The sequence below is a fragment of the Acidipila rosea genome, assembly GCF_004339725.1.
GTDB classification, from domain to species: Bacteria; Acidobacteriota; Terriglobia; order Terriglobales; family Acidobacteriaceae; genus Acidipila; species Acidipila rosea.
In genome coordinates this window covers 368,696-394,879 of record NZ_SMGK01000003.1, presented here as the reverse complement: position 1 = coordinate 394,879, position 26,184 = coordinate 368,696, and the positions used below count along the sequence as shown (strand labels likewise).

19 protein-coding genes are annotated in these 26,184 nt (G+C 55.8%); 10 read left to right on the top strand and 9 right to left on the bottom strand.

What is annotated here, in order from left to right; genetic code table 11:
* From C7378_RS11660 to C7378_RS11650, 3 genes are all read left to right on the top strand, one after another.
* A complete protein-coding gene (locus tag C7378_RS11660) occupies window positions 1–2,811 on the top strand; it encodes a cation-translocating P-type ATPase (RefSeq protein WP_131996639.1) in 2,811 nt (936 codons plus the stop codon).
* 50 nt (window positions 2,812–2,861) lie between these two features.
* Window positions 2,862–3,908: an AI-2E family transporter gene (locus tag C7378_RS11655; RefSeq protein ID WP_131996636.1), complete on the top strand. Its 1,047-nt coding sequence runs from the start codon at window positions 2,862–2,864 to the stop codon at window positions 3,906–3,908.
* A 167-nt stretch (window positions 3,909–4,075) separates the two neighbouring features.
* Window positions 4,076–4,948, top strand: a complete 873-nt coding sequence (locus C7378_RS11650) for a universal stress protein (protein WP_131996633.1) — start codon at window positions 4,076–4,078, stop codon at window positions 4,946–4,948.
* A gap of 34 nt (window positions 4,949–4,982) precedes the next feature.
* On the opposite strand, the gene C7378_RS11645 is transcribed toward C7378_RS11650, so the two are convergent.
* The 4 genes from C7378_RS11645 to C7378_RS11630 all read right to left on the bottom strand — a co-directional run bounded on the left by C7378_RS11645 (window position 4,983) and on the right by C7378_RS11630 (window position 9,291).
* On the bottom strand, window positions 4,983–6,221 hold the full coding sequence (locus C7378_RS11645) for an ABC transporter permease (protein ID WP_131996630.1): 1,239 nt from the start codon (window positions 6,219–6,221) through the stop codon (window positions 4,983–4,985).
* Between the two features lie 5 nt (window positions 6,222–6,226).
* Window positions 6,227–6,952, bottom strand: a complete 726-nt coding sequence (locus C7378_RS11640; RefSeq protein ID WP_131996627.1) for an ABC transporter ATP-binding protein — start codon at window positions 6,950–6,952, stop codon at window positions 6,227–6,229.
* Between the two features lie 16 nt (window positions 6,953–6,968).
* A complete protein-coding gene (locus C7378_RS11635; protein WP_207901411.1) occupies window positions 6,969–8,402 on the bottom strand; it encodes an efflux RND transporter periplasmic adaptor subunit in 1,434 nt (477 codons plus the stop codon).
* A 325-nt stretch (window positions 8,403–8,727) separates the two neighbouring features.
* Window positions 8,728–9,291: a hypothetical protein gene (locus C7378_RS11630; protein ID WP_131996621.1), complete on the bottom strand. Its 564-nt coding sequence runs from the start codon at window positions 9,289–9,291 to the stop codon at window positions 8,728–8,730.
* Window positions 9,292–9,457: 166 nt separating this feature from the next.
* Here C7378_RS11630 and C7378_RS11625 point away from each other — a divergent pair, with 166 nt between their 5' ends.
* The 7 genes from C7378_RS11625 (at window position 9,458) to C7378_RS11595 (ending at window position 22,877) form a co-directional block, all read left to right on the top strand.
* Window positions 9,458–10,063: a hypothetical protein gene (locus tag C7378_RS11625; protein ID WP_131996618.1), complete on the top strand. Its 606-nt coding sequence runs from the start codon at window positions 9,458–9,460 to the stop codon at window positions 10,061–10,063.
* Window positions 10,064–10,178: 115 nt separating this feature from the next.
* A complete protein-coding gene (gene glgP, locus C7378_RS11620) occupies window positions 10,179–12,698 on the top strand; it encodes an alpha-glucan family phosphorylase (protein WP_131996615.1) in 2,520 nt (839 codons plus the stop codon).
* Between the two features lie 186 nt (window positions 12,699–12,884).
* On the top strand, window positions 12,885–14,138 hold the full coding sequence (locus tag C7378_RS11615; RefSeq protein ID WP_165876776.1) for a TolC family protein: 1,254 nt from the start codon (window positions 12,885–12,887) through the stop codon (window positions 14,136–14,138).
* Between the two features lie 38 nt (window positions 14,139–14,176).
* Window positions 14,177–15,442 (top strand): efflux RND transporter periplasmic adaptor subunit, encoded by a 1,266-nt coding sequence (locus C7378_RS11610; protein ID WP_165876775.1) that lies wholly within the window; start codon window positions 14,177–14,179, stop codon window positions 15,440–15,442.
* Between the two features lie 6 nt (window positions 15,443–15,448).
* A complete protein-coding gene (locus C7378_RS11605) occupies window positions 15,449–18,568 on the top strand; it encodes an efflux RND transporter permease subunit (RefSeq protein ID WP_131996606.1) in 3,120 nt (1,039 codons plus the stop codon).
* Window positions 18,569–18,788: 220 nt separating this feature from the next.
* A complete protein-coding gene (locus tag C7378_RS11600) occupies window positions 18,789–21,047 on the top strand; it encodes a sigma 54-interacting transcriptional regulator (protein ID WP_131996603.1) in 2,259 nt (752 codons plus the stop codon).
* 246 nt (window positions 21,048–21,293) lie between these two features.
* Window positions 21,294–22,877 (top strand): L,D-transpeptidase family protein, encoded by a 1,584-nt coding sequence (locus C7378_RS11595; protein ID WP_165876774.1) that lies wholly within the window; start codon window positions 21,294–21,296, stop codon window positions 22,875–22,877.
* Between the two features lie 3 nt (window positions 22,878–22,880).
* Here the strand turns inward: C7378_RS11595 and C7378_RS11590 are convergent, their stop codons facing one another.
* The 5 genes from C7378_RS11590 to C7378_RS11570 form a co-directional block, all read right to left on the bottom strand.
* A complete protein-coding gene (locus C7378_RS11590) occupies window positions 22,881–23,435 on the bottom strand; it encodes a YcbK family protein (RefSeq protein ID WP_131996597.1) in 555 nt (184 codons plus the stop codon).
* A gap of 125 nt (window positions 23,436–23,560) precedes the next feature.
* Window positions 23,561–23,743: a hypothetical protein gene (locus tag C7378_RS11585; protein ID WP_131996594.1), complete on the bottom strand. Its 183-nt coding sequence runs from the start codon at window positions 23,741–23,743 to the stop codon at window positions 23,561–23,563.
* A gap of 3 nt (window positions 23,744–23,746) precedes the next feature.
* The gene (locus tag C7378_RS11580) at window positions 23,747–25,201 is read right to left on the bottom strand and encodes an NAD(P)/FAD-dependent oxidoreductase (RefSeq protein ID WP_131996591.1); all 1,455 of its coding nucleotides are present in this window, start codon (window positions 25,199–25,201) and stop codon (window positions 23,747–23,749) included.
* A gap of 15 nt (window positions 25,202–25,216) precedes the next feature.
* Window positions 25,217–25,915, bottom strand: a complete 699-nt coding sequence (locus tag C7378_RS17975; RefSeq protein WP_243648210.1) for an OsmC family protein — start codon at window positions 25,913–25,915, stop codon at window positions 25,217–25,219.
* Window positions 25,916–25,961: 46 nt separating this feature from the next.
* The gene (locus C7378_RS11570) at window positions 25,962–26,177 is read right to left on the bottom strand and encodes a YgaP family membrane protein (RefSeq protein ID WP_131996588.1); all 216 of its coding nucleotides are present in this window, start codon (window positions 26,175–26,177) and stop codon (window positions 25,962–25,964) included.
* Window positions 26,178–26,184: the final 7 nt, after the last annotated feature.

The window sequence follows — 26,184 nt, the reverse complement described above, 5'->3', positions numbered from 1 at the left end:
ATGTCTACAGTGAAGAGTACATCGAGCCTCCATGAGGCCCCCTATGAGCGGCCGGCTCAGCAGGTTCTAGCTGATCTTGGCGCTGATGCAGTCACCGGACTAACTTCCGCTGAGGTACGCGAGCGGCAGCGACTCTACGGCGCAAATATTCTGCGGGCGACAACTCCCACACCAGGCTGGCAGCGATTTGTGGCGCAGTTTCATGATCCGCAAGTTTACTTGCTGCTGGCTGCGGCAGCGCTATCCCTGGTCGTCTTCTGGCTTGAGCGCGCAGGGGGGATCCCCTTCGAATCCCTGATTATCCTCGCCATCGTGCTGCTGAATGCCGTCCTGGGATTCTTCCAGGAAGATCGAGCGGAGCGCGCACTGGCGTCTCTGCGCAAGATGGCTCCTGCCGAGGCGACTGCGATTCGGGACGGGGAGCAACGCCGCCTGCTCGCCGAGGAGCTTGTGCCTGGCGACGTGCTGGTTCTTCATGAAGGGGATGTGATCGCAGCGGATGCGCGTCTGCTGCAGGCGCGATCCCTCCACACGTCAGAAGCATCGCTGACTGGGGAAAGCCTGCCGGTACTCAAGATGACCGAGCCGGTGGCGCACAGTGCCGCCATTGGAGACCGCGTAAATATGGTTTTCGCAGGAACGATGGTTATCTCTGGAAATGGGCGAGGAGTTGTAACGGATACCGGCCCAAGAACCGAATTTGGGAAGATCGCCGAGATGCTCCAAACTGCCGAAGAGCAGACAACGCCCTTGCAGCAGCAACTGAAGCAACTGAGTAAACAGCTCGGCATCGCGGTTGTGGTAATCGCCACAGTGGTTGTGATTACACTGCTGGCCTTGCAGCGCGGCCACGAGGCACATGCCGGCATGGAGATTCTGCTCTTTGGAATCGCGCTGGCTGTGGCGGCTACGCCAGAGGGGCTGACAGCGATTATCACGCTGGTGCTGGCGCTGGGGGTGCAACGGATGGCGCGCCGGGGCGCGATTGTGAGAAAGCTGGCCGCGGTAGAGACGCTGGGCTCAACCACGGTGATCGCCTCCGACAAGACTGGCACCCTGACCCGCAACGAGATGACGGTACAGATACTGATGACAGCCTCAGGCCGCACCGATATCAGCGGCAGCGGCTACGCTCCTGAAGGCGACCTAAGCAATTCGCAGGCAAGTGGATTGGGTGATGGGCATCTCGATGAAGTGCAGGCGCTGCTGTTGGGCGCCGTGCTGGTGAACAATGCGCAGCTGAGCAAGGTGGAAGACCGGTGGCGGATTCTCGGGGATCCCACAGAGGCTGCGCTGCTGACGGCCGCGAGAAAGGCGAAGATACTGCCGCAGGATGCTCAAAAGGCATATCCGCGGGTGGGAGAAATCACCTTTTCCTCAGAACGCAAGATGATGAGCACACTGCACACAAAGATGGAGGCGGCAGAGGATAGAAGCCTCTTCACCAAGGGGGCTCCAGACATCCTGCTGCAACGCTGCACGCACGAGTATGTCGCCGGCGAAACGAGGATTTTGACGGAAGAGCGCCGGCTCGAGATCGAGCGCGAGAATGAAGCGCTGACCAGCCGCGCTCTCAGGACGCTCGGCGTTGCTACCCGTCGCCTCGCGTCGGACGAAGCATATGTGACGGACGCGACCGAACCTCATCGCCTTGAGGTAGGGCTGACTTTTCTAGGGCTGGTCGGCATGATGGACCCGCCTCGGCCCGAAGCCCGAGCTGCAATCGAACTGGCCCGAGCTGCAGGCATCCGGACACTGCTCATCACTGGCGACCACCCACATACGGCAATCGCCATTGCGCACAGCCTGAATATCACCTCAAATGATCGTGTGCTCTCAGGCGCAGAATTGGATCGGATTTCAGAGAGTGACCTCGCGGAAGCTGTGCGCGACACCAGTGTCTATGCGCGTGTCAATCCTGAGCACAAGCTGCGAATCGTACGAGCACTGCAGCAGAATAACGAGATCGTAGCCATGACCGGGGATGGGGTGAACGATGCACCAGCCCTGAAAGCAGCGCATATCGGAATCGCAATGGGAATCACGGGAACGGACGTATCGAAGCAAGCAGCCGACCTGATCCTGACGGATGATAACTTCGCTACGATCGTCGCCGCGGTTGAAGAGGGTCGTATCGTTTTCGACAACATCAGAAAGTGTCTGCGCTATCTACTGGCGACAAACCTGGGCGAAGTGCTGATCATGTTTCTAAGTGCCGTCATCCTTTCTCTACGCGAAACGAGCACTGCAGCGACATTTGTACTACCCCTGACGGCGGCCCAGATTCTCTGGATCAACCTTGTCACGGATGGAGCTCCAGCACTTGCGCTTGGCGTAGACTCGGCCGCACCAGGAATTATGCGCCGTCGACCAAGGCCATCTGGTGAGAAGCTGATCAATTTCGGCATGGCGAGAAGCCTGACGGTGGTTGGCATCGTCATGACGGCAGGCACCCTATGGATGTTCCTCATACCGAGCAGCAGCTCATCAATGGCGCACAACCGGTCGCTCGCCTTCACTACGCTGATCCTCTTTCAGCTCTTCAACTCTCTGAATGCACGCTCCGATGCAGACAGCTTCTTTCGCGGCATATTCAGCAATCGCTGGCTTTGGGCAGCGATCCTGGGATCGCTCGCATTGCAGTATTTTTTGCTGAATACTTCCATTTCACGACTTATCTTCGGCGTCGTAAAGTTAAGTGGTAACGAGTGGCTTCTTGCGGCTGGTGTGGCCAGCTGCGTTCTGTGGGTGACAGAAATAAAGAAATACCTTGTCCGGCACAGCACACGCACATCGGGCATAGCCGGATAACTTCGAGAGCTTTCATCAGTCGTTTTCTAAATCGCGCAGCCGGGGAGCAGATGGATACGAATCATCCGAAGTTTGCAGCAGACGAACATGGCTGGAAAGATCTGACTTTTTTTCTGCTTACCATAGCTGCCGTCCTTCTCTGCGCCATAATGTTGAACCCCTTTGTACCAGCTGTAATCGGCGCCATCGTTCTCGCCATTGTGACCCAGCGTCCTCATGGCTGGGTCACAGGAAGAGTGAGGAATCGCACGCTGGCCGCAAGCATCAGCGTAATCGTTGTAAGCCTGATTATCATCGTGCCATCATTTTTCCTGGGCCAGGTAATCGGACGACATGTGCTGGCCGGGGTGCACAATCTCCAGAGTGGAGGCGCCGAACAGGGCTTACGTGATTATTTGAATCGATCCCCCCGAACAGCAACTGCCCTGCAATATTCCCTGGACAACATCAACCCCAGCCAGGCTCTCGAGAGAGCCGCAGGCTTTGTAGCTGGAAAGATCGGTGTAGTGGTTGGCGGCTCCATCAGCGCGCTGACGCAGATCATCCTGATGCTATTCATCCTTTTCTTTCTCTACCGCGACAAGCAGCAGGGGCTTGGACTACTGCATTCGCTGTTACCCCTCCATGAGAATGAAATAGAGTACCTGCTTGCGCGCATCACCGATACGGTGAACGCCATAGTGACCGGGCGCTTTCTAGTCGCAGGCGCTCAGGGTCTGGTTGCGGGCATTGCCTTTGCAAGCCTGGGAATTGGCGGGGCAGCCTTGCTGGGATTCATCACGGCGCTGTTTGCCATGATTCCTTCCTTCGGCGCTTTCCTCGTGTGGCTACCAGTGGCCCTCTATCTGGCTGCAATTCATCATTGGTTACAAGCAATCATCATGGCTGTCGTCGGCTCACTCATCATCAGCACTCTGGACAACTTTCTGTATCCGGTTCTTGTGGGAACACGATTGCGGATCCATACAGTCCCTGTCTTCCTATCTATTCTCGGGGGTATCTGGCTCTTCGGAATTGCCGGTCTGATCCTGGGACCCATCATCTTCACAGTGGCGGAATCCTTTCTGGTTATCTGGCGGCGAAGGATGGAAACATAGAGATAACAACCTTGTTTGACAGGAAAGCTTTATATAAACCAGAAAGGATAGTGACGAAGATCACATGCCATCTGCTGGGCTATGCTTAGAGTGAAAAAGCAAGGAAGAGCAGGCGCCTCGTATAACTTTGATTTCGTCACGCCTCTCTGTGGAAGGATGATATCGACATGGCGGAATACCTTGAAAAGATAAGGACGATCCTGCTTGCATCGGATCTCTCCAATGCTTCCTTTGGCGCACTTAATTATGCCAAGCAGTTTGCGAAAAGCTTGTCAGCTAAGCTCCTGGTCGTCCATGTGGTAGATCCATGCGGTGTGCCTTTGCAGAAAGAGCGCGAGAAAGAGACTATCGCTGACCTGATCAATTCTGCCGAAGATCATTTACAGAAAGTCAACGCTGCTCTCTGCTATGAATCGGTACGCAACGTAGTGATGGTGCGACAAGGCGCTATCGAAGATGTGCTGCTGGAGCTTATCGGCGAACGCAATATCGATCTCCTTGTGATAGGTACGAGTGGCAAAGGCAATAAGAGCAGTGAAAAGCTGGGATCGGTTGCAGAGCGGCTTCTCCGTACGATGCCATGCCCGGTACTAACCGTCGGGACGAGAGTTCGGCAGGATGCTCTTGAAGAAACGCATCTCAGGGGGGTGCTGCTACCCACAGACTTCTCTGAAACATCGCAAGCGGCAGTGGCGTATGCTGAGCGACTCACGCATTACCTTGCAGGACACCTCTTACTGCTGCACGTCAACGAAGATGGGGTCGATGCTGCCTCTCCGCAATGCCCCGGAGGGCGGTTTCAGGAGGTAGCGAGTCAGATCCAAGATCCATCCATCGTCTCCGAGTACATCACCCGACGAGGAACTCCGGTAGATACGATCGTTGCCGTAGCCCATGAGAAGCGTGTCGATTTCATCGTGCTGGGCGTACATGAACGGAACAAGGGCGAAGGACCGGCGCTGCCGCGTGTGGCCTATGATGTGATTCGGCTTGCGACATGCCCCGTGTTGACGGTGTGCCCCACCTGTAAAGGTCTGTAAGGCGCGAACGTTCCCGACTGGAAGGTGTGGTCCGCTATTCAAAGCGCAGTGCCTCGATAGGATCAAGATAGGCAGCTTTACGGGCTGGGTAAAAGCCAAAGCCGATTCCCACCAAAGCCGAAAAGACAACTGCGAGCAGAACTGCAGCAGGGCTGATGACTGTTTGCCATCCCGCGAAGTGAGAGATGATGACAGAAGTGGCAATTCCCGTCATGATTCCTACAATCCCTCCGAAGATGGATAAGGTAGTGGCCTCAACCAGGAACTGCAAGAGGATATCGCGGGTCTTCGCTCCTACTGCCTGTCGCAGTCCAATTTCACGGGTCCGCTCCCTCACTGAGACGAGCATGATATTCATGATCCCGATGCCGCCGACCAGGAGAGAGACTGAGGCGACAGCAGCCAGCATCAGCGACATAATGCGAGAGGAAGTGACCTGTGCTTTCAGGATTTCCTCCAGATTCCGCATCGAGAAGTCGTCCTCCTCGTCAGGCAACAGGTGGTGGCGCTGGCGAAGCAATGCTCTGGCTTCTTCCTGCGCAGCATCAAGCTGGTCGCCCGACCTCGCCTGGATCAGGATTGCATCCACCGCATCCGCGTTGGCGGATTTGAAACCGAGCACTTTCTGCTTGGCTGACGTGATCGGCAACAGGACAATATCATCCTGATCCTGCCCGCCTGCGGATTGCCCTTTGGAAGCAAGAACGCCCTGAACAATAAAGGGAACCTGTTTGATACGGACAATCGTTCCTATCGGATCTGCGCCGCCATAGAGCTTCTCCACAACGGTCGAACCAAGGAGGGCCACCTTACTTGCTTTCTCAACATCCTGCTCGCTCAATGCCTCCCCTTGCGCAATGGCTATGTCTCGAATTCGCAGATACGCAGGCGTCGTTCCGAGAATAGTTGTACCCCAGTTATTGCCCTCATAAATTACCGACGCGGCGCCGCGAACAGCGGGGGCGGCATCCTTAATATCTGCGCATTGCTCGCTCAGCTCTCGCGCATCGGAGCGTGTGAGCGTGGTGACGGTTCCCGTGCCGAGTTGCATCCCGGAACTGGTGAGGCTGCCAGGAATAAGGATGATCATGTTGCTGCCGATGCTTGCGATCTGTGCCTGCACTCGTTGGCTGGCGCCCGTGCCAACGGCCACAGTCGCAATCACAGCTGCGACTCCAATAACAATGCCAAGCATGGTGAGTGCGCTGCGGACCCGATTGGTTTTCAGTGCGGCAAAGGCAACGCGTATCGTCGACATCCAATGGTTAAGCATGATAGCTACCTCTTAGCTGCCTGATCCAACACCACAGGCATAGGGACTGCGGCCTCACCATTCACCAGTCTGCCATCGCGAAAATAAATAATCCGGTCCGCGTAAGCCGCCACTTCATCGGAGTGGGTCACGACGATAACCGTAATGGAGCGGGTTTGGTTGAGATCACGAAAGATCGTCATGATCTCGCGGCTGGTCTTCGTGTCCAGAGCGCCGGTGGGCTCATCCGCAAGGATGATCTGCGGTTCGTTAACAATGGCGCGGGCAATGGCTACACGCTGCTGTTGTCCACCTGAAAGCTGACTGGGCATATTCTGAAGCTGCCCTTCAAGTCCAACGGCCGCAAGAGCTTTTGCGGCACGTGCATCTGCATCCCTGATAACGTTGTCGGCGTAAAGCAGCGGAAGCTTGGCATTCTCAAGGGCGGTCACTCGAGCAAGAAGATTGAAGTTCTGGAAGACAAAACCAATCTTACGATTTCTTATTTCTGCAAGTTCATCGCGCTCCATGCTCTCAACCGAAACACCATCGAGGAAATAGCTGCCTGAGGTGGGACGGTCAAGGCAGCCGATTATGTTCATGAAGGTTGATTTGCCGGATCCCGATGGTCCCATGACTGCGACAAACGAGCCGCGGCTGATGGTGATTGTTACATCCGAGAGCGCGTGCACTTCAACTTCACCCAGGCTGTAGGTCTTGCTCAGGTGACGAACATCTATCAGCGGAGTCATAGCGTAGCCCTTATGGTTAGGGGAGACGGCGCATTCCTGGTGCGGTTGTTGTGGGAGTCGCCTTCTTAGAGACTGCCGAGCGAAGGATGACGGCATCGCCCTCCTTAAGGTCAGGCGACGTCACGGCCGTAAATCTGCCATCGGAGATACCTGCGGATACCGGGACGCTAAGCACCTCGGAGTCTGAAAGCAGATAAAGCCGCGACCCGAGGCCTGTGCTGGTGGCCGACGCCTTCATCTTCGCCAGGAGCTCAGCACTGGGGCGAAAGCGAAGAGCAGCATTGGGAACCTTGAGCACGCTATCTTCCCTCGATGTCATGATCGTCACCTTTGCGGTCATACCTGGAAACAACTTCATTTCAGGGTTAGCCACGGAAATTACGACGTCATAGGTGACTACATTCTGGGCATTGATAGGGGCGCGTCTCACGTCGGCAACCGTGCCGTGAAAGACCATACCTGGATATGCATCTACGGTGAAATCCGCTGATTGCTCCGCGCGAATCGCACCTACATCCGCCTCATCCACATTTGTATCCACCTGCATCTTGGTCAGGTCTTCGCCGATATCAAAGATGTCAGGCGCCTGAAACGATGCAGCAACTGTCTGTCCAACGTCAAAATGGCGCGCAATGACGATGCCTGATACAGGAGCAACGATCCGAGTGTGATCAAGATTGATGCGAGCTTGTGCCAGGCTGGCTCTGGCCTGCTGCGCCTGCGCAGTAGCCGCATCCCGCTGCGAGTGAGCGGCCGCAACCTGCGCCTTCGCCGACTGAATGTTATGCATTTCCGCATCGATCTGAGCCTGGTCCGAAGCAAGCTGAGCCTGAGCAGCATCATAGGAAGCCTTTGCAGCATCGTAGTCCTGCAATGAGGCAATGCCCTCTTTGTACAGTTCCTGAGTGCGGTCCCATTGATTGCTCAGGTTCACAAGTGTCGCACGATCCTTAGCCGCTACGGCCAACGTCTGCATCCTGGCAGCCTCGGCTGAGGATGCATCGGCGGATGCCTTCGCGTATTGAGCCTCCGAACTCATCACCGCGGCATCATAATTCCTAACAGACGCTTCCGCGACGTCTACCTGTGCCTGGAAGAGCGCAGGATCGATCTGCGCAATCAGCTGTCCCTTCTTTACCTTTGTATTGAAGTCTGCGTAGAGGGCTTTAATGTTTCCGGATACCTGGCTTCCTACCTGCACATTCACAACTGGGTTCAGATTGCCGGTAGCTGTAACAAATGCCTGGATCGCGCCTCGCTCCACCTTGGCAGTCTCAAACCGCGGCGCATCGACGGGACGCATAAGCCTGATGACAACGGCAGCTGCTACGATGACCAGCGCTACCAGTAGTACAATCCAGACCTTCCGGCGATGGCCCTTACGCTGGCTCAAACCTGCCGGATTGGGCTTCGCGCCTTCAAAATCAGACTGAGGTATTGCGGCTGCCATATTCTTGCCCGAGATTGAGCTGGTATTCGCCATCAGAGGATCCATCCGCAGGTAAAGTCGCTTCCACTTCCCTGCCACCATTCATGATGGCGTCTTCTTTCGTGATCGGCTGTGATCTTCATCACCCGCTGCATAAACGGGACGAGGAGGCGCTCGGCAGGGTGAGCTATCGCCCACGCCCCGAACTCTGTGCCTTCCCGTACCCGTTCTCTGCAGATCAAGCTGCCAGGGGATGCATGCTCGATACGCGATGCTTCAGGCAGATTGGCTGTTACTGAGCACCCCGCAGCTTTGCACGACCTATCGTCTTGCATGGCTCGCGGCCTTATTCGCCGCTGCCAGAAGCAGGTAGTTCAAGTTTCTGCTCAAGCGATTCAGATTTTGCCTTGGCCTTGCCGTACTCCACCAGGTCGCTGATGACGGCAGTCGTTCTGGCTGCCAGCTCATAGTTCGCCTTCGCGTAGTCGCGATAGGGCGGCATGTGAACCTTGGCCCGGTTGTCGTTCAGGTGATTGATGGTGGCCGTAAGATTCTCGGCCATGTCATTCAGAAGAGGATCGATGCGATCGATCGCCTCCTGCTGCCAAGCTGAGCCCTCTGCGCGCTTGTCCTTCAGGTCCGCTACAACTTTGCCCAGATTGTTCACATGCGTCTTGATCATTTCAAGCCGGTGAGCATGCGTCTCCCAGGAGAGTTTTGAATTTGTATAGGAGCTGAGGGTGTCGGCGTCGTTCTCCGCCAGCACTGCATGGTCCTTTGCGTCTGCCAGCAACTTGTTAATCTCAGGCGAATCGGCGTTTTGCGCCATTACTAGCGGAGAGCCGACCGCAAACAGGAGTGCGAGAACTGCGAACGCACCAGATACACGAACCATCCATCGGGATTGCATAGTTCCTCCTTGCCGATAGGAATCATTTATTCCCAGGCGATAGTAGAGTTACCGATCGGGTAGATAACAATCTGTGATTTGTGTCACGCGCCATTCGTGCGCCAGATCACTGTTCCTGTGACAGAGATCACCGTATATTTGTGTCAAAGTACAGGATGATCTCTGTATGAACAGGAGACCGTCTCTCCGGCTGGCCAGGGCCCTTGCAGCCCTGGTACTCCTGTCTCTAATCATCGACCTGGTGCTGAAACGCCCTGCTGACAGACACGAGATCATGTGGGCCTGCTATTGGGCATCGATAACGCTGGCAGTTGGAATTTTCATCCGCTCCGACCGGTTAGTATCAGCGGGGGTTATCTTCTTTCTTGGCCTGGGGCTGCCCGTGTGGTTGCTGGGCATCATCGTTGACAGCCAAGTCGAAATCACCTCGGTCCTATTGCACACGGTACCGCTCATCGCCGGTTTGAACTATGTATCGTCCATGACAACCGTGCCCAGATACTCCGCCTTTGGAGCATGGCTGCTCTATGTAGTGCCGTTTTCACTTGCGTGGCAATTGTGCGATCCGCGAGCCATGATTAATCTTTCTCACTGGTCACGATGGCCGCTGCCCGATCTGGTTCCTCATGCGTGGCAGTTCTCTTTGTTCCTTTTGGCAACGAGTGCAGCAGCTGTGAGTGTTGTCGCCCGCGTAATGAATTCATTCCTGTTACGCAAGTCTGCCCTAAGCACGCAGACACAAGACGCCCCTTCTAGTGCTCCCGTCGTCTGACATGTTCCGCATGTCTATGGCGTGATGCGTGTCACAGGAACTTTGATCATTCGTTGCTAGCCTCTATTCGAGGCACATCTATGTCTTCCCAGCTCATCTGCACAAGTGAGGAATCATGACCGAGGCCGTTCAGCGCACAGCTGCCATGGCGGATGGTCCTCTTGAGTCGCTCGTCCAACTGGCTCTCGATCTTCGTTGGTCATGGCATCACACTTCCGATGAGCTCTGGCGGCGTCTGGAGCCGGAGTTGTGGGATCTCACGCAGAATGCGTGGGTCATCCTGCAGACCGTCTCCCAGCAAAAGCTGAAAGCTACCCTCGAACAGCCTGCAATGATGCAACTATTGGAGGAATTGATTGCTGAGCGCCGCAGCGCCATCGAAAGCCCCGGATGGTTCCGTCAGACGCATGCAGACTCGCCCCTGACATGCGTCGCCTACTTCAGCATGGAGTTCATGCTGAGTGAGGCGCTGCCTATCTATTCTGGCGGGTTGGGCAATGTGGCGGGAGACCAGCTCAAGGCTGCGAGCGATCTCGATATCCCCGTGGTCGGCATAGGCCTGCTTTACCAGCAAGGATACTTCCGCCAGCAGATCGACGCAGAAGGTCTCCAGCAAGCTCTCTACCCCTTCAATGATCCGGGCCAGCTTCCCATCACTCCTGTTCGCGACGCCGCTGGTGAATGGCTGCGAATTCCAGTTGTCCTGCCCGGCTTCAAGCTCTGGATCCGTGTATGGCAGGCAGTAGTGGGCCGCACCCGACTCTATCTGCTCGATACGAATGATCCTGCTAATCTTCCCTCTTACCGCGGCATCACCAGCGAGCTTTATCCTTCAGGAGCAGAGGCTCGCCTGAGACAGGAGATGGTTCTCGGCATCGCAGGGTGGCGGCTGTTGCGGAGTCTCGGCCTACATGCTGAGGTGTGCCACATGAATGAAGGCCATGCGGCCTTTGCCGTACTTGAGCGGGCCCACGGCTGGATGTTGGATCACAAGCAGCCCTTTGATATCGCGCTTGCGGTTACGCGTGCAGGGAATTTATTTACAACCCACACGCCCGTCGAGGCAGGCTTTGATCGCTTCGCTCCACAGCTCATCGAGCAGTACTTCACGCTTTATGCGGAACAAGCTCTCGGCATCCCTCTGAAGTATCTGCTGGCCCTGGGACGCCAGAATCCTGAAGACTCTTCTGAACCCTTCAACATGGCTTATCTGGCCATCCGCGGCAGCTGCGCGATCAATGGGGTAAGCAAGCTGCATGGTCAGGTCAGCCGCCGCATCTTTCAGCCTCTCTTTCCGCGATGGCCTCAGCTGGAGGTTCCCGTTACCGCCATCACGAATGGCGTCCACACGCCCAGTTGGGATTCGGCGGCATCAGATGCGCTATGGACCAGATCCTGCGGCAAGGGCCGCTGGCTCGGAAGCCTGAAGACGCTTGAAGAAAGCCTGCGCTGTGTCAGTGATGAGGAGTTCTGGGAGCTGCGAGCTGTCTCACGCCGGGAGCTGGTGGAGTATACCCGCGTGCGCCTGGCGCGCGAGCTTGCGGCGCGCGGTGAGCATCCGCAGCAAGTCGCCGTCGCCGGACAAGTATTCGACTCCAACACTCTCACCATTGGGTTCGCCCGCAGATTTACAGCCTATAAGCGGCCAAACCTTCTTCTCCATGATCCTGAGCGTCTCATACGAATACTGACCAACCGGGATTTCCCCGTTCAGCTGGTGCTGGCGGGTAAGGCGCACCCGCAGGATTTCGTCGGGCAGCAGCTCATTCAGCAATGGGTACGCTTTGTTCACCGTCCTGAGGTCAGGCCGCATGCTGTGTTTCTCAGCGACCATGACATGCACCTCACGGAGCACCTGGTGCAGGGTGTCGACCTCTGGCTGAACACACCGCGGCGCCCCTGGGAGGCCTGTGGCACCAGCGGGATGAAAGTGCTGGTCAATGGCGGCCTCAACATCTCTGTACTCGACGGATGGTGGGCCGAGGCGTTTTCTCCGGAGATAGGTTGGGCGATCGGTGATGGCCAGGAACATGATGGAGCCAGGGATGCACAGGACGCCAATCAGCTGTATCAATTGCTTGAAGAACGGGTGATTCCTGAGTTCTATCACCGCAACTCACAGGGTATTCCGGCGAGATGGGTCGCGCGAATGAAGGAGAGCATGGCGCGCCTTACGAGCGCCTTCTCAAGCAATCGTGCTGTTCGTGAATACACCGAGCAACATTATCTCCCCGCGGCCACAGCATATTTGAAGCGCGCCCGAAGTGAGACTCTTGGGGCGGAGCTCCTGGAATGGCGACAGCATCTTGACCGGCACTGGCATACCATTCGCTTCGGCACGCTCACCGTCTTGCAGGAGAAAGAACGCTTTTTGTTCAGCGCACAGCTGTATCTCAATAGCCTTCCTGCTAACTCAATTCAGATGGAAATCTTTGCCGATTCTCCAACCGGCGGGCACCCTCTCATTGAAGTCATGCAGCGCGGACCGGATCTCGTCGGATCTCAGAACGCATATCTATACACAGGCAGCGTCCCCGCTGATCGGCCATCGCAGGACTTCACTGTGCGTGTTGTGCCCTTCCATCCCGAAGCATCGGTTCCTATTGAAGCGTCACACATCCTTTGGCAGCGATAACGTCATGCGAAATCTACGTGGGAAGAAAACTCGGCCACCTCAATTGAGGACTTCAAATTGCGATCCAGATTATCGGATGAAATGCGAATTCTTCACTGCGTGCTGGTCATTCCAGACGGCGTACTTCTGCCCTTATTTAGAACTCATCGACCCGGAACGGTACCACCCTACAGCGAAGGGCAACATATGAGGCTGACCATTCGATCCGCGGCGCACATCATCCTCTCGGCGACCTTGGCAACCATTCTGACGGGGCAGATGGTTCTCGCGCAGAACTCCCTGCCTCAGGACTTATCTCTTCGCGACGCGATCCAGTCTACACTCACGCACCGCCCGGAATTGCGGGCGGTTGCTCAAACCTATCAGTCCTCGTTGCAGATGCGCCGCCAGGCCGGCTTGATTCCCAATCCTCACCTCTTCTATCAGATGGAGAATCTTCGGCCAGATATGGACTTTGGGCAGGGCATCGATATCTATGCCTATGTCAATCAGATGTGGGAAGTCTCCGGAAAAAGGGGAGCACGTATCGCTACGGCGGAGAGCGGCGTTCACCATTCTCAGCTCACTTCAGAGCAGCAGAAGCGAGTCATCGAACTGGCAGTAGCGCAAAGCTACTGGGATGCCTTGCGGCTTCAGTACCTTCGCATCCTTGCGGAGCAGAGCGTTGGATACTACCGCGAGATTCTGGACTATCATGCCAAGCGTTTTAATGAGGGTAAGATCGCCGCAGTTGATCTTCTCCGCATCCGTCTGGAAGAAGCGCGCGCGGAAGCCAACATGGAGTCAAGCAGGTTGATGGAGGCCGAAGCCAAACAGCGCCTTGCGCGCGAAATGGGGCTTCCCGAAGCCGGCAACTGGAGACTCAGCGAACCCTTTGAGGTACTCAATCCACCCAAGGAGCCGCCGACCGTCGTGAATCCGGAGAATGAACGGATCGAGGTCAAGCTCGCCCAGCAGGCTATCGATGCAGCGCGTGCAAATCTGATGGTGCAAAAGGCGCAGGGGCGCCCTGATCTTGACACCGCATTTGGTTACAAGCGTACGGGAGGACTCAACACCATGATTGCAGGTGTCCAGATGAATTTGCCTTTCTTCAACCGCAACCAGGGCGCTACCGCAGCAGCGAAGTTTGACATTCAGGCCAACGCAGCAACCCTCCAGGCGGTGCAGCAGCAGAGTGCGAGCGAGTTGAAGCTGGCGCGCATGTCCTATGAAACCTGGAGGCGCCAGGTCTCAGAGCGCTACCGCCCTCTTCTTGATCAGGCAGTGGATATCGCCAACATCTCTCTTGCCGCGTATCGCGAAGGCGGCATCGACCTTCTGCGCCTGCTGGATGCAGAGAAGCTGCGCCTGGACACACAGAGCGCCTGGGTCGACGCGTTGGGGAATTATCACCAGAGCGTGCTTTCACTGGAATATGCCAATGGGCTTGAGCCATGAAGAGGGAGCGCAGCGTGAAAGCGCGAGGACGAAACGTTATGACACGAAGAATTGAAATGCAGCAATGGAGACGATTGTCGGCAACAGCGGTAGCTACGCTCGCGATAGCGGCAGGCATAGCTCTCGCGAGCGGCTGCAGCTCCGCAGGCAGCAAATCCGGCGCTCCAGCCGAGGCAGCCGTGTCGACATCGGCATCGAAATCCGCCCGCGATGCAGCGGAGATAGTGCTGCCCGTCGCGGAGCAGCACGGGGTCATCACCACAACGACCCTCGCAGTTCAGGAAGAACCCGATATGCTGCAATTCCCCGGCAAGATCGTGCTGCCCGATAACCAGAGCTGGCGGGTCGGAGTGTTGACCACGGGACGCATCGAACGTGTCTACGCCAACCTCGGCGATTATGTGCATCAAGGCGAGGTGCTTGCGCGGATGCACAGCCACGATGTCCATGAGGCGCGCGCGGCCTACGCGATGGCTGTTGCCGAGCGGGCGCGACTGCAGTCGGCGGAATCGCTGGCGCAGATCAATTTCGATCGCATGCAGCGACTCTATGCTCTCCGTGCGGCCTCGGTTGAACAGACGGAGCAGGCACGGCAGGAGCTCATCAACTCGAAAACCGCTCTCAAAAACGGCGAGATCGATGTCACCCGCACCAAAATGCATCTGGAAGAAAATCTCGGCATCCCTGCAGATCTGCCCCCGAATGCCAGCAGCGAAACCACCGAGTTGATCCCGATAGTCGCACCGGCAAGCGGATATGTTCTGCAAAAGAATATAACTCCGGGCACCACCGTGGCCCCGGCGACAGATATTTTCATTCTCGGAGATCTGCGGCACCTGTGGATGCTGGCCTCTGTGGGTCAGGAGTTCCTGGGGCAGTTGAAGGTGGGGCAAAATGCCTCGATTACGCTGCCTGGGGTTGCCGGTCAGCGGTTTAAGGGCCGCATCACGAATCTTGGCCAGGAATTCGACCCTACGACCCGGCGCCTGCAGGTGCGTATCGACATTGAACATCCAACGGCCATTCTGCGACCCGAGATGCTGGCAACCGCGGAGGTCGCCGTTGGGCAAGGGCACCCGGTCATGCTGATTGCGCCCGAGGCCGTGCAGCAGGTGAACGGACAGGATATAGTCTTTGTCCGCACCGCTCCCGACCGCTTCGCTCCCCATCCTGTCCGCATCGGTGCATCGGTAAACGGCAAGGTCATATTGGCAGAGGGAGTGCGCCCCGGCGATGAGGTCGTGGTGCAGGGCAGCTTTCTCCTGAAGTCCCAACTTCTCAAAGCCTCCATGCAGGGGGACTGACCCATCATGTTCGCAAAGATCATCACTTATTCGCTCGCTCATCGGTGGGTCATTCTACTTGGGGTCCTTGTACTCATTGCAGGAGGCGGTTGGGTGGTTGGCACCATCCCCGTCGATGCGTTTCCTGACCTGACCAACAACCAGATTGTTATTGTGACGGACGCGCCCTCGATGCCTCCTTCTGAGGTAGAACAGCTTGTCACCTATCCGATAGAGCGTGCCCTGATGGGTATGCCCAAGCAGGAGCAGGTGCGGTCGCTGTCGAAGCTCGGGTTATCCATGGTGACCGTGGTCTTCGAGGACAGCGTGCCCACCTACTTCGCACGCCAACTCGTCAACGAGCGGCTGCAGCAGGTGGCAACTTCGCTCCCTGCGGGAATCCAGCCTGTGCTCAGCCCTCCTTCCACTGCCTTCGGCGAGCTTTATCAATACACCCTTGCCGGTGGCGGCCTCTCGCCCATGGACCTCAAAGACGTGCAGGAGTGGGAGATCAAGCCGCTGTTGCGCACCATTCCCGGTGTCAGCGATGTGAACACGTGGGGCGGCGAAACCAGGCAATACCAAATCAAGGTCGATCCGGCTCTGCTGCAGCAGTATGGGCTAACCCTCAAGGATGTGGCTACGCGCGTAGTCGAGAACAACACGAACTTTGGTGGCGGCTACATCGAGCATGCCTACGAGCAATACACCTTGCGCGGCCTGGGCAGAACAAGCACGGTCGATGAAATTGGCAATATCGTTCTGCTGGCCAATCAGGGCACGCCGGTAGTGCTGCATGACGTTGCCCAGGTAACAATCGGGCCGGCACCTCGCCAGGGTGCAGTTCTCCGCAATGGCGAAGCCATCTCCGGCATGGTCATCATGTTGAAGGGCGAGAATGGCAAGCACGTTATCGAACTGGTAAAAAAGAAGATCGCAGGCATGCATCTTCCTCCCGGCGTTGTTCTCAAGCCCTTCTACGATCAATCAGTCGTAATCGATGGGACCATTCACACAGTAGAGCGCAATCTCTTCGAAGGGTTCATCCTCGTCACCGTTGTGCTGCTGCTCTTCCTCGGCAGTTTTCGCGCTGCTCTTGTTACGGCTTCGATCATTCCACTCTCGCTGCTCTTCAGCTTCCTTGGAATGAAGCTCTTTGGCATCAGCGCGAACTTGATGAGCCTTGGTGCGATCGACTTCGGAATGATTGTCGATGGCGCAGTCGTGATGATCGAGAACTCCGTTCACAGGATGCACGACCATGCTGAAGAGGAGAAGCCTGCCACCTCCATTGCGCTTGCTGGGCTTGAGGTTGCGCGACCCATGGCTTTCGGCGTGGGCATCATCATAGCTGTCTACCTTCCCATCCTCTTTCTGCAGGGGCTCGAAGGGCGCATGTTCCGCCCCATGGCGATCACCGTCTGTGCGGCTCTGCTTGGGTCGCTGCTGCTCGCGCTCACCTTCATTCCTGTCCTCAGCTCTTTCGTGTTCCGCCATGGACTCAAGAAAGACAAGAAGAAGCTACACAAAGTGACATGGATGGATCGGCTGGCCAAGCACTACACTTCCGGCCTGTCGTGGGTGATTCGCCACCGCCTTCCAATGATCGCCGCCGCGGCGGCTGTCCTGATTGTGTCCCTGGCTTCGCTCATCTTCATCGGCACGGAGTTCATGCCTCGCCTCGATGAAGGCTCCATACTGGTTGAAACACGCAAGCTGCCCGGCATCTCGCTCACCGACTCTATCGAAATCTCAAAGCGCGTTGAGGCAACACTTCGCGCTTTCCCTGAGATTTCTGACGTCACCACCAAGATTGGGCGGCCGGATTTTGCTACCGAGGCAATGGGCATCAACGAGGGCGATGTGTATGTAGCTCTCACTCCCACTAAGGAGTGGAAGAGATTCCACTCGAAGGAAGAGCTCATCGATGCAATGGATAAAGCTCTGGCGAAGATCCCCGGGATTAGCTACAACTTCACCCAGCCGATGGCCATGCGGCTGGATGAAACAGTCTCCGGGGTGAAGGCAGACCTCGCGATAAAGATCTTCGGAGAAAACTTCCAGCAGCTAGACTCTCTGGCCCAGGAGGTGCTCCGCCAGGTGAACACGGTCCGAGGCGCGGCAGACGCGCAGATGGAGATCACCTCAGGTGTTGCCGAACTTTCAGTGGCAATCCGCAGGGCTGCTCTCGCTCGTTATGGGTTGAATGTCTCGGATGTGCAGAAGGCCGTCGAGGCGTCCGCCTCCGGCGCCGTTATCTCTGAGGTCATTGAGGGCCAGCGACGCTACACGATCGCTCTGCGCCTGCCTGATCGCTACCGCACTGATCTGTCTGCAATGCGCAGCATTCCACTCTACGCTCCGGGCGGCGAACTCGTTACGCTCGGGCAGGTAGCTGATGTCACGTTGACCCGAGGAGCTGAAAAGATTACCCGCGAAGAAGGCCAGCGGCGCATTGTGGTCATGTCGAACGTAAGAGGCCGTGACCTTGGCAGCTTCGTTGCCGAGGTCCAGCAGAAGGTCAATGACAATGTGAAGCTGCCCGCAGGCTACACCGTCACCTATGGAGGCCAGTTTGAAAACCAGCAGCGAGCCACCAGGCGATTGCTGCTGGTTATCCCGCTTGCGCTCGCTGTTGTATTCGGGCTTCTGTACATGACCTTCCACTCAATCAAGCTTGCTTTTCTAATCCTCGTAAATGTTCCCTTCGCGCTGGTGGGCGGCATTGCAGCTCTGTGGATGTTTCACATCAATCTCAATCTCTCCGCATCCGTGGGCTTCATCGCGCTGCTGGGGGTCGCAGTGCTCAATGGCGTCGTTCTCGTCAGTTCCATCAATCAGTTGAGAGAGGGCGGCATGGTGCTGCATGAAGCAGTGCTGCAGGGCTCCACGAGGAGATTGAGGCCAGTCCTTATGACAGCTCTCGTAGCCAGCCTCGGCTTTGTTCCAATGGCTATCTCCACCTCAATCGGCGCCGAAATTCAGAGGCCGCTCGCTACCGTAGTCATTGGCGGACTGATAAGCTCGACACTGCTCACCCTCTTCCTGTTGCCTACGTTTTACGAATTATTCAACCGCAAACCTTCTATTTCATCCCTCGAGAGGAATCCCGAGGAGGTGCCTGCATCCCGATTGGAGCCAATCTAGATTTCTGCCTCGGAACTCCCCACAGATCTATTATTTTGCTGTACTGCAGGCTACCCGGGCAGAATCGGCTGCATCCCAACATAGCTCGGTCCAGCGATGGCAGAACTCACAATCCGCCGATGCTCTCTTCCTCCATGGCGCCCTGTAAGATGGTTCTGCCGCCGAAGCAGAATTCAACAGCTAAGCAGTTGAGCGCGATGGAAAGTGATGGGCATTCCCGATGGAGACCAACCGACTGCTCAGTCAAACGCTTTTTCAGGTTTTGCCCGACGCCGTTCTGACTGCAGATCACAATGGGTGCATCTTCCAGGCAAACCCGCAAACTGTAAGGCTATTTGGTTATTCGCAGGATGAACTCATTGGCAGACCAGTCGACACGCTCCTGCCAAAGCGATATGCCCAGACCTACACGTCATATGTCCAGACTCGCCTTTCCGAAGCTCGTGACGGAGATGTCCAATCTCTGATTACGATTCACGGGCTTCACGCCGACGGTCATGAAATCCCCATTGACGTGATGGTGGAACCGATCGAAGAAGATGCAGCCCAGCGCTTTCTAGTCGTGATTCGCAATATTTCTCGACGCCGAAAGACAGAGGAAGCTCTCCATCTGACCGAAGAGCGATTTCGCCTGCTGGTCGAGGGGGTGCAGGATTATGCGATCTTCATGCTTGATACCGATGGCAATATAGTCTCCTGGAACTCCGGAGCAGAGCGTATCAAGGGCTATCGAGCTGAGGAAATCCTAGGAAAGCACTTTTCCACCTTCTACACACAGGAGGATATCGACTGCGACAAGGCCGCCCATGAACTCGCGGTAGCTGCACAGGAAGGTAGGTTTGAGGATGAGGGCTGGAGAATCCGCAAAGATGGCTCCCGCCTCTGGGCCAATGTAATCATCACGCCGCTGCGCGGAGAGGATGGCAAGCTCCTCGGCTTTTCCAAGATCACGCGCGACCTTACCGATCGAAGAAGAGCGGAAGAATCTCTTCTGCTTGAACTGAGCAGCATCGTCGTCGCCAGCATGGATATACGGAGGATGCTCACCGCCATCGCCTCCAGCATCTCCCATCTACTGCCTAATGACTACGCTACGATTGCGCTCTACGACAGCAACGCTGATCGCCTCCGGGTGCAGGAGCTTCCCTCGCAGGAAAACCAAGTGCCCCCCCGCGAATTCACCCTGCCGCTCGCCGGCTCACCCGCCGGATGGTGTTATCAGAATCGGCAAGTGCTGTTTTTAGACCAGTTGGATAAATCGCAATTCGCGCCCGGCTCAATGGACCATCTGGTGAGGGCAGGCGTGAAGTCGGGCTGCTGGCTTCCGCTGAACAGTCATGGAAACATTATTGGGACGCTCCTGATAGGCAGTCGTCGCGAAGCAGCTATTACGACCGCAGACACCGCAATGCTGATGCAGATGGCTCGACAGATAGCCGCCGCGATTGACGGCGCTAATGTCTTCCGACAGCTTTCCGAGATGAGCAACAGGCTGCGCGAGGAAAAGCGTTATTTAGAAGAAGAGCTTCGCACCGAGTACAGCTTTGAAGAAATCGTCGGCGAGAGCCCAAGCCTAAAACGCGTCCTGAAGCAGGTCGAGACACTCGCCCCTACGGATGCCACCGCTCTTGTCCTGGGAGACACCGGCACAGGCAAAGAACTAATCGCCCGGGCAATCCATCATCTCAGTCCGCGGCGCGATCATACGTTTGTGAAATTGAACTGCTCCGCCATCCCCATGGGGCTACTCGAAAGCGAGCTTTTCGGCCACGAGAAAGGCGCCTTCACTGGAGCCATCGCGCAAAGAATTGGCAGACTGGAACTGGCCCACATGGGGACATTGTTCCTGGATGAAGTGGGGGATCTCCCCCTGGAACTGCAACCAAAGCTCCTTCGCGCCTTGCAGGAAAAGGAGATTGAGCGGATAGGCGGTAAGAGGACAATCAAGGTAGATATCCGACTGATCGCAGCCACAAATCGCGATCTTGCCAAAATGGTTAAGGAAGGACAATTTCGGATCGACCTCTATTATCGCCTTAAGGTATTTCCTATCCTCATTCCCTCCCTGCGGCAGCGCCGTGAAGACATTCCACTGCTGGTCAATTACTTCGTAGCGAAGCATGCGCGACGCATGAGCAAATCTATTTCGGCAATACCTCCAGACGTCATGACAGCACTTTCCAATTGGCATTGGCCGGGGAACGTCCGCGAACTGGAGAACTTCATCGAGAGAGCTGTGATTTTGAGTCAGGGATCAACTCTGCATGCACCGCTCGCAGAATTGGAAGATCCCGAAGACACGCAAGAGGCAGATCCTACGCTCGAGACAGCGGAGCGTGAGCATATCCTGCGCGTGCTTCGAGCTAAAAGAGGTGTCATCGGAGGCCCCGGCGGCGCCGCTGAAGAGCTTGGACTCAAGCGAACGACCCTCAACTCTAAATTGAAGAAGCTGGGAATCAGCAGAGAGCAGTATCTATAACCTGCAGGGCGGATTCCGCGAGCAAAAGATCTCAAGACTATTTCCGGGCCCACCTCGCATTTTTACTCACACTCATTTGTGCTGACAGCAACCTTATCAATGCTCTAATGAGTCATGCCTCTTGCAAGACGTCTTACTGCGCTTAAGCTTCTGGTTCTTTTTCCGTGCTTACTTGCTCTCGGATGTAAATCGCAGGAGATTTCACCTGCCGCCCCGACACCCACGCCTGTCCTTAACGCGGAAACAGTGGCGGATCGCCTGCGCAGTCTGGCTACAGGGGGAGAGCTCAGCGACTTGCGATGGCCTGACTACAGAAACTATGTGCAGCGCATTCAGGAGCTGTATGCGATAACGAATTATTCCCCTGTGTGGTCTCGAGACGGAGAGCCTACACGCCAGGCACTGGGCGTCATCGCAGCCCTTGAAAGCAGTCAGCAGAAAGGTCTACTTCCCCAGGACTACGACGCTTCGCTCTGGCCCTCCCACATCGCTGCGTTGCACGGTGCACCTAGTAATGCAGATACAGTTGCGCGCTTTGATATGGCGCTTACCGTGAGTGCGATGCGCTACATCTCAGACCTGCACATCGGGCGAGTAAATCCTGCGCAATTCAAATTCGATCTGGATATCAACCATAGAACGTATGATCTGGTGCAGTTTCTCTCGCAGAGGGTCTTAATCGCGCCCGGTGACATGCAGGCTGTCCTGAATGAAGCTGAGCCGCAGTTCGATGGCTACAGACGCACGGAGATCGCTCTTCAGCATTACCTGACATTCGAGGCCATGGATCCCGGCAAGCCGCTGCCGCAGGTTATAAAGACCTTGGAGCCCGGCGATTACTATGCGGGGATTGCACAACTTGCGCAACGGCTGCGACTCGTAGGCGACTTGCCGCCGGAGGCAATTGTAGATACTGACACCGGAATCTATGACGGAGCTATCGTAGATGCAGTAAAGCACTACCAGGTGCGACACGGATTAGGGGGCGATGGGCGGCTGGGCAAGCAAACTTTACAGCAGCTCAACATCCCGTTGAACTTCCGGGTAACTCAGTTAGAAGACGCGCTGGAGCGGTGGAGATGGCTGCCGCATGATTTTCCTCAACCTCCGATTGCTGTCAACATCCCGGAGTTCGTGTTGCGTGCATTTACAAAAGATCGAAAGGTCGCCCTGCGCATGAATGTTGTTGTAGGGAAAGCGGTCCGGCACCAGACCCCGGTCTTTGCACAAGACATGAAGTATATTGTCTTTCGCCCCTATTGGAATGTCCCGCTAAGCATCACGCGGGCGGAGATACTTCCTTCCATCAGAAAGGACAGGAATTATCTTGCGCGAAAGGACTTCGAGGTTACGGATTTAAGTGGTCGCCTCGTGACAAGCGGCCCGGTGACTCAAGACCAGATGGCGCAGATGCGATCAGGCAAACTGCTCGTGCGACAGAAACCGGGACCGACTAATTCGCTAGGACTCGTGAAATTTCTGTTTCCGAATACCCATAGTGTCTATCTGCATGACACACCAGCACCCCAGCTGTTTGCACAGTCACGCCGTGACTTCAGCCATGGGTGTGTGCGCGTGGAGAAGCCACTCGAGCTTGCGACATGGCTATTGCGGGACCAGCCCGAGTGGACTGAGACGAGCATCAGACAGGCAATGGAATCTGGACCAGACAATCGACAGGTGGATCTCACGAAGCCTGTACCTGTGCTGATTGTCTACCTTACCGCGGTGGTTGAGCAGAATGGCGAGGTTCACTTTTTCGACGACATCTATGGCCACGATCGCTCGCTTAATGCAGTACTGGCAAAAGGACGGCCTTATGCGAACTAGCCTTCACCACCGGCGCACTCTACCTACATCCACGTGCACAAAGTTCGACTGCGCATAATAACCTACCCCGCCGCGATGCAGAGAAAGAGCGGCGTCGCGAACTGTCGCTGCAGAAACTCCTGGAATACGAATGTCAATCGCCCTGGCTTCCATGTGCTGACTATGCAGCGCAACTCCGTGTCCATGTTCGCGAAGATAATGATTGCTCCAAGGTGTGCGATAACCGCATACGATGTCAATCTCCCCATTGGGCCGCCCTAGCTTGGCAAGCAGATCATGGAGAAGATCGAACTCCTTAACGTCATAGTCCTTTTCATCGCCCGTGCGGTGATCGCGGAGAAAATGATCCAGCTCAGCCACAGCTTCCGGAAGATACTGATTGCCCCTCCGATAGACTACATCGATATGTTCGCCCGTGTGCAGGTGGTAGAGGTGAAGGCGATAGGGTACGGCGTCGAAAGATGTGCCCCGGTTGATAGTCGTTGCCCCGACAGTGGAGACAGTCGGCAGCGACAACAGGAAAAACAGACCCGCGAAGGCGGAGTTTCTTAACAGCATGTATCTTTTCCCAGTGGTAGTGTTGCTTACTAATTATAGGACTTGCCTATAGATTGTTGACACAAGTTTTCCTCCGCTTCGATTGCATAGAGATAGCGGCATAACATTGCTCCCGGCGCGCTGGCTCAGTGCAGCTTCTCATTGCGGCGCGTCATCGACATGATCTTGGCATTGATGACAAGAAAGCGAATGATCTGCCAGGGAAGAAATGTGCGCATGAATACAGTCGCTTTCGTTGGCACCGTAGCATACTCCGATAGCCCGCGAGCTATCGGAGCAATGGGCTTTACAACTGTCTGCTCGTTCATAAGTTACTCCGGTATCCAGGCCCAGCCAGGGCGTAGTCTCGCCTTATACATAAACAAATAATGGAGCAGCAGCTTCACCCAGTGGCCGGCGAGGCCGATCTCTCCAATGGTGTAATCAAGATCACGGCCATATTCAGGGAAGCGCTCATAGTCTGGAACTATTGGGAACACGGTCATCGTGGCAGCGGTGCCGTGGAAGATATCAGCCCCGGCCGATGCAACACAGGCTGCGCCCAGCTCGGCCATGGATGCCGAATGCATTGGTTTGCCGGTGCCGCGAATCATGTCAACCACTGTATGTGCGACTGTTTTTCCGATGGTGGCAGAGGGCATTCCTGTTCTTGGAGGAGCTGCAAAGATTGGTGTTCCACGCTTGCTGATGTGAGGCCGGGAAATGGCGTGAGGAGGAGCGAAGGCAATGCCGGCGGCGAATATGCGAGAACTGGCGGGACTTTGATAAGTCCGCGGCCAATCGCTCGCAAGCCAGTTCTCATAGGGCTTCGGCTCATACACCGCGTCAACCTTCATAAAGCCGTTCGGAGTAAACATACCAGGCGTTATGTCTTCTCCATTCTGGTTATAGGCTTTCAGTCCAACTCCAGAGAATGGCGGAAGGAGCATAGCCATATCAAAGGCTAGATCCTTTTCCTCGCCATCGAGGTTCTCATAATAGAGGCGTCCAGGCTCCAGCTTCTGCACATGCGATCGTATAATCCACTCGATTCCCCGCTCAGCGAAGAGTGACTCGGTGAAGATGTTTGTCGGAGTAATGTAGCCATTGCGACGGATGTGGGCTCCTCCCATGCCAAAGTCGCCAAGCTCATATTCGTTTGAAAGATAGATGACATCCGCCTTGTCGCGAACACCGTGACGGCGTAGCTCGAACTCAAGGTTGACGATGTACTCGAATGCCGCGCCTTCGCAGGTGCAAGTGCCATGACCCGTACCAACGACAAATCGCCGTCGCTCTCCGCGCTTCATGCGCTCAACATTTTCGAGAAAGGCTACAGCTGTCTCCGCGGCATGCGATGCGGTGCAAACAGAGTAGCTGTACTTATCCGGCCCAAGTCCTTCTGTTGCGGCATAGTTCAGCCTCGGCCCTGTGGCGTTAATGAGAAAGTCATAGTGGAGGATCTCTCTTGCACCAGCACTCGCAGCGAGAGTGGATTCGATCTCAACATGAGGAATTGCATCCGTGACACTCCCTTCGGGATGGATGCTGAGAGCGCGTGCCTGTTTGAATCGAATCCCATGGGCACTGTAGATGGGAGCAAGAGGAATGAGGACTTTGTCAGGGCTCATGCGTCCCACGCCTACCCAGATATTGGAAGGCAGCCAGTTGTAGTCAGGCTTGGGAGAAACGACCGTGACTTCACCGTCGCTACCCAACCATTTTTGAAGAAATGCAGCAGCGGTATGTCCCGCCACTCCTGCACCGAGTACGAGGATGCTTGCCATAACAGTAGAACCTCCTTACCGTTGGACCTGTGCCTCTGTCGGACTTTCTGTCGTCAACTGGATCGCAATCTCTGGAGGATTCAGAAGAGTGTTATGCACAAGGCACTGATGCACGGCGCGCATCATTCCCTGCTTTTGTTCTTCCGAAAGCGGAACGGGACAAGCGACCTGGATTAGAAAATTTCCGATGCGAGAAGGCTGCTTCAACTTCTCTGCATGTACGGTGACTTCCACTCCACTCTCGGCGAGTTTTCTTATTTTCAGATACTGGACTGCATAAAATGCTGCGCAGGAGCCGAGGGAGGCGAGCAGCAGTTCCGGAGGCGTCATTCCGGTGTCGTTGCCGGCAGCCTCAACCGGCTGATCGCTGATAATCGTATGACCACGTGTCTGGATCGAGAACCGCACGTGGTCAAGATGAGCCACTTTGATTTCCATGTTTTCCCTCAGAAGCTTTCTTTTGCTGATGTTTGGGGGTCGGGAATAATGAGCAGAAGCGCTCTTGCCATACCCACCGTGGGTCGAAGCGTAGAGCATTTCCAGGCAAACGGGAGTGACCTTCCTAAGCCACTCGCCAAATTGCTCAGGCTCTTCGACGGAACCACTGCCGCGCCACGCTGTCAGCAGCGCATCGCAAAGCAGCGGCGCAGCATCGGGCCTGCCTCCTTCGAGCCGCAGCATGGCTCGATAGGTTTCATCCCTAAGAGCATTCACGGCCTTTCGCACAGGCCGACGTCGTGGAGTAGGCGCATCCATCGGTTCACCTGGCGCAAGACTGTCCGGTTGCGGAATCCTTCAGCCCCAGCAGACGAAGGATGGTCATAGCCGGGCACCAGTTTGTAACTCCGGACTGGAGCAGATTAAGTCCAACAAAGGCGGTCAGAATGTACCAGTAGGGGGATACATAGTGCGCAAGTGCGAGCGATATCAGAATCACGGTACCTGCGATGAGACGAAGAGCACGTTCGACAGTCATGGGAGTT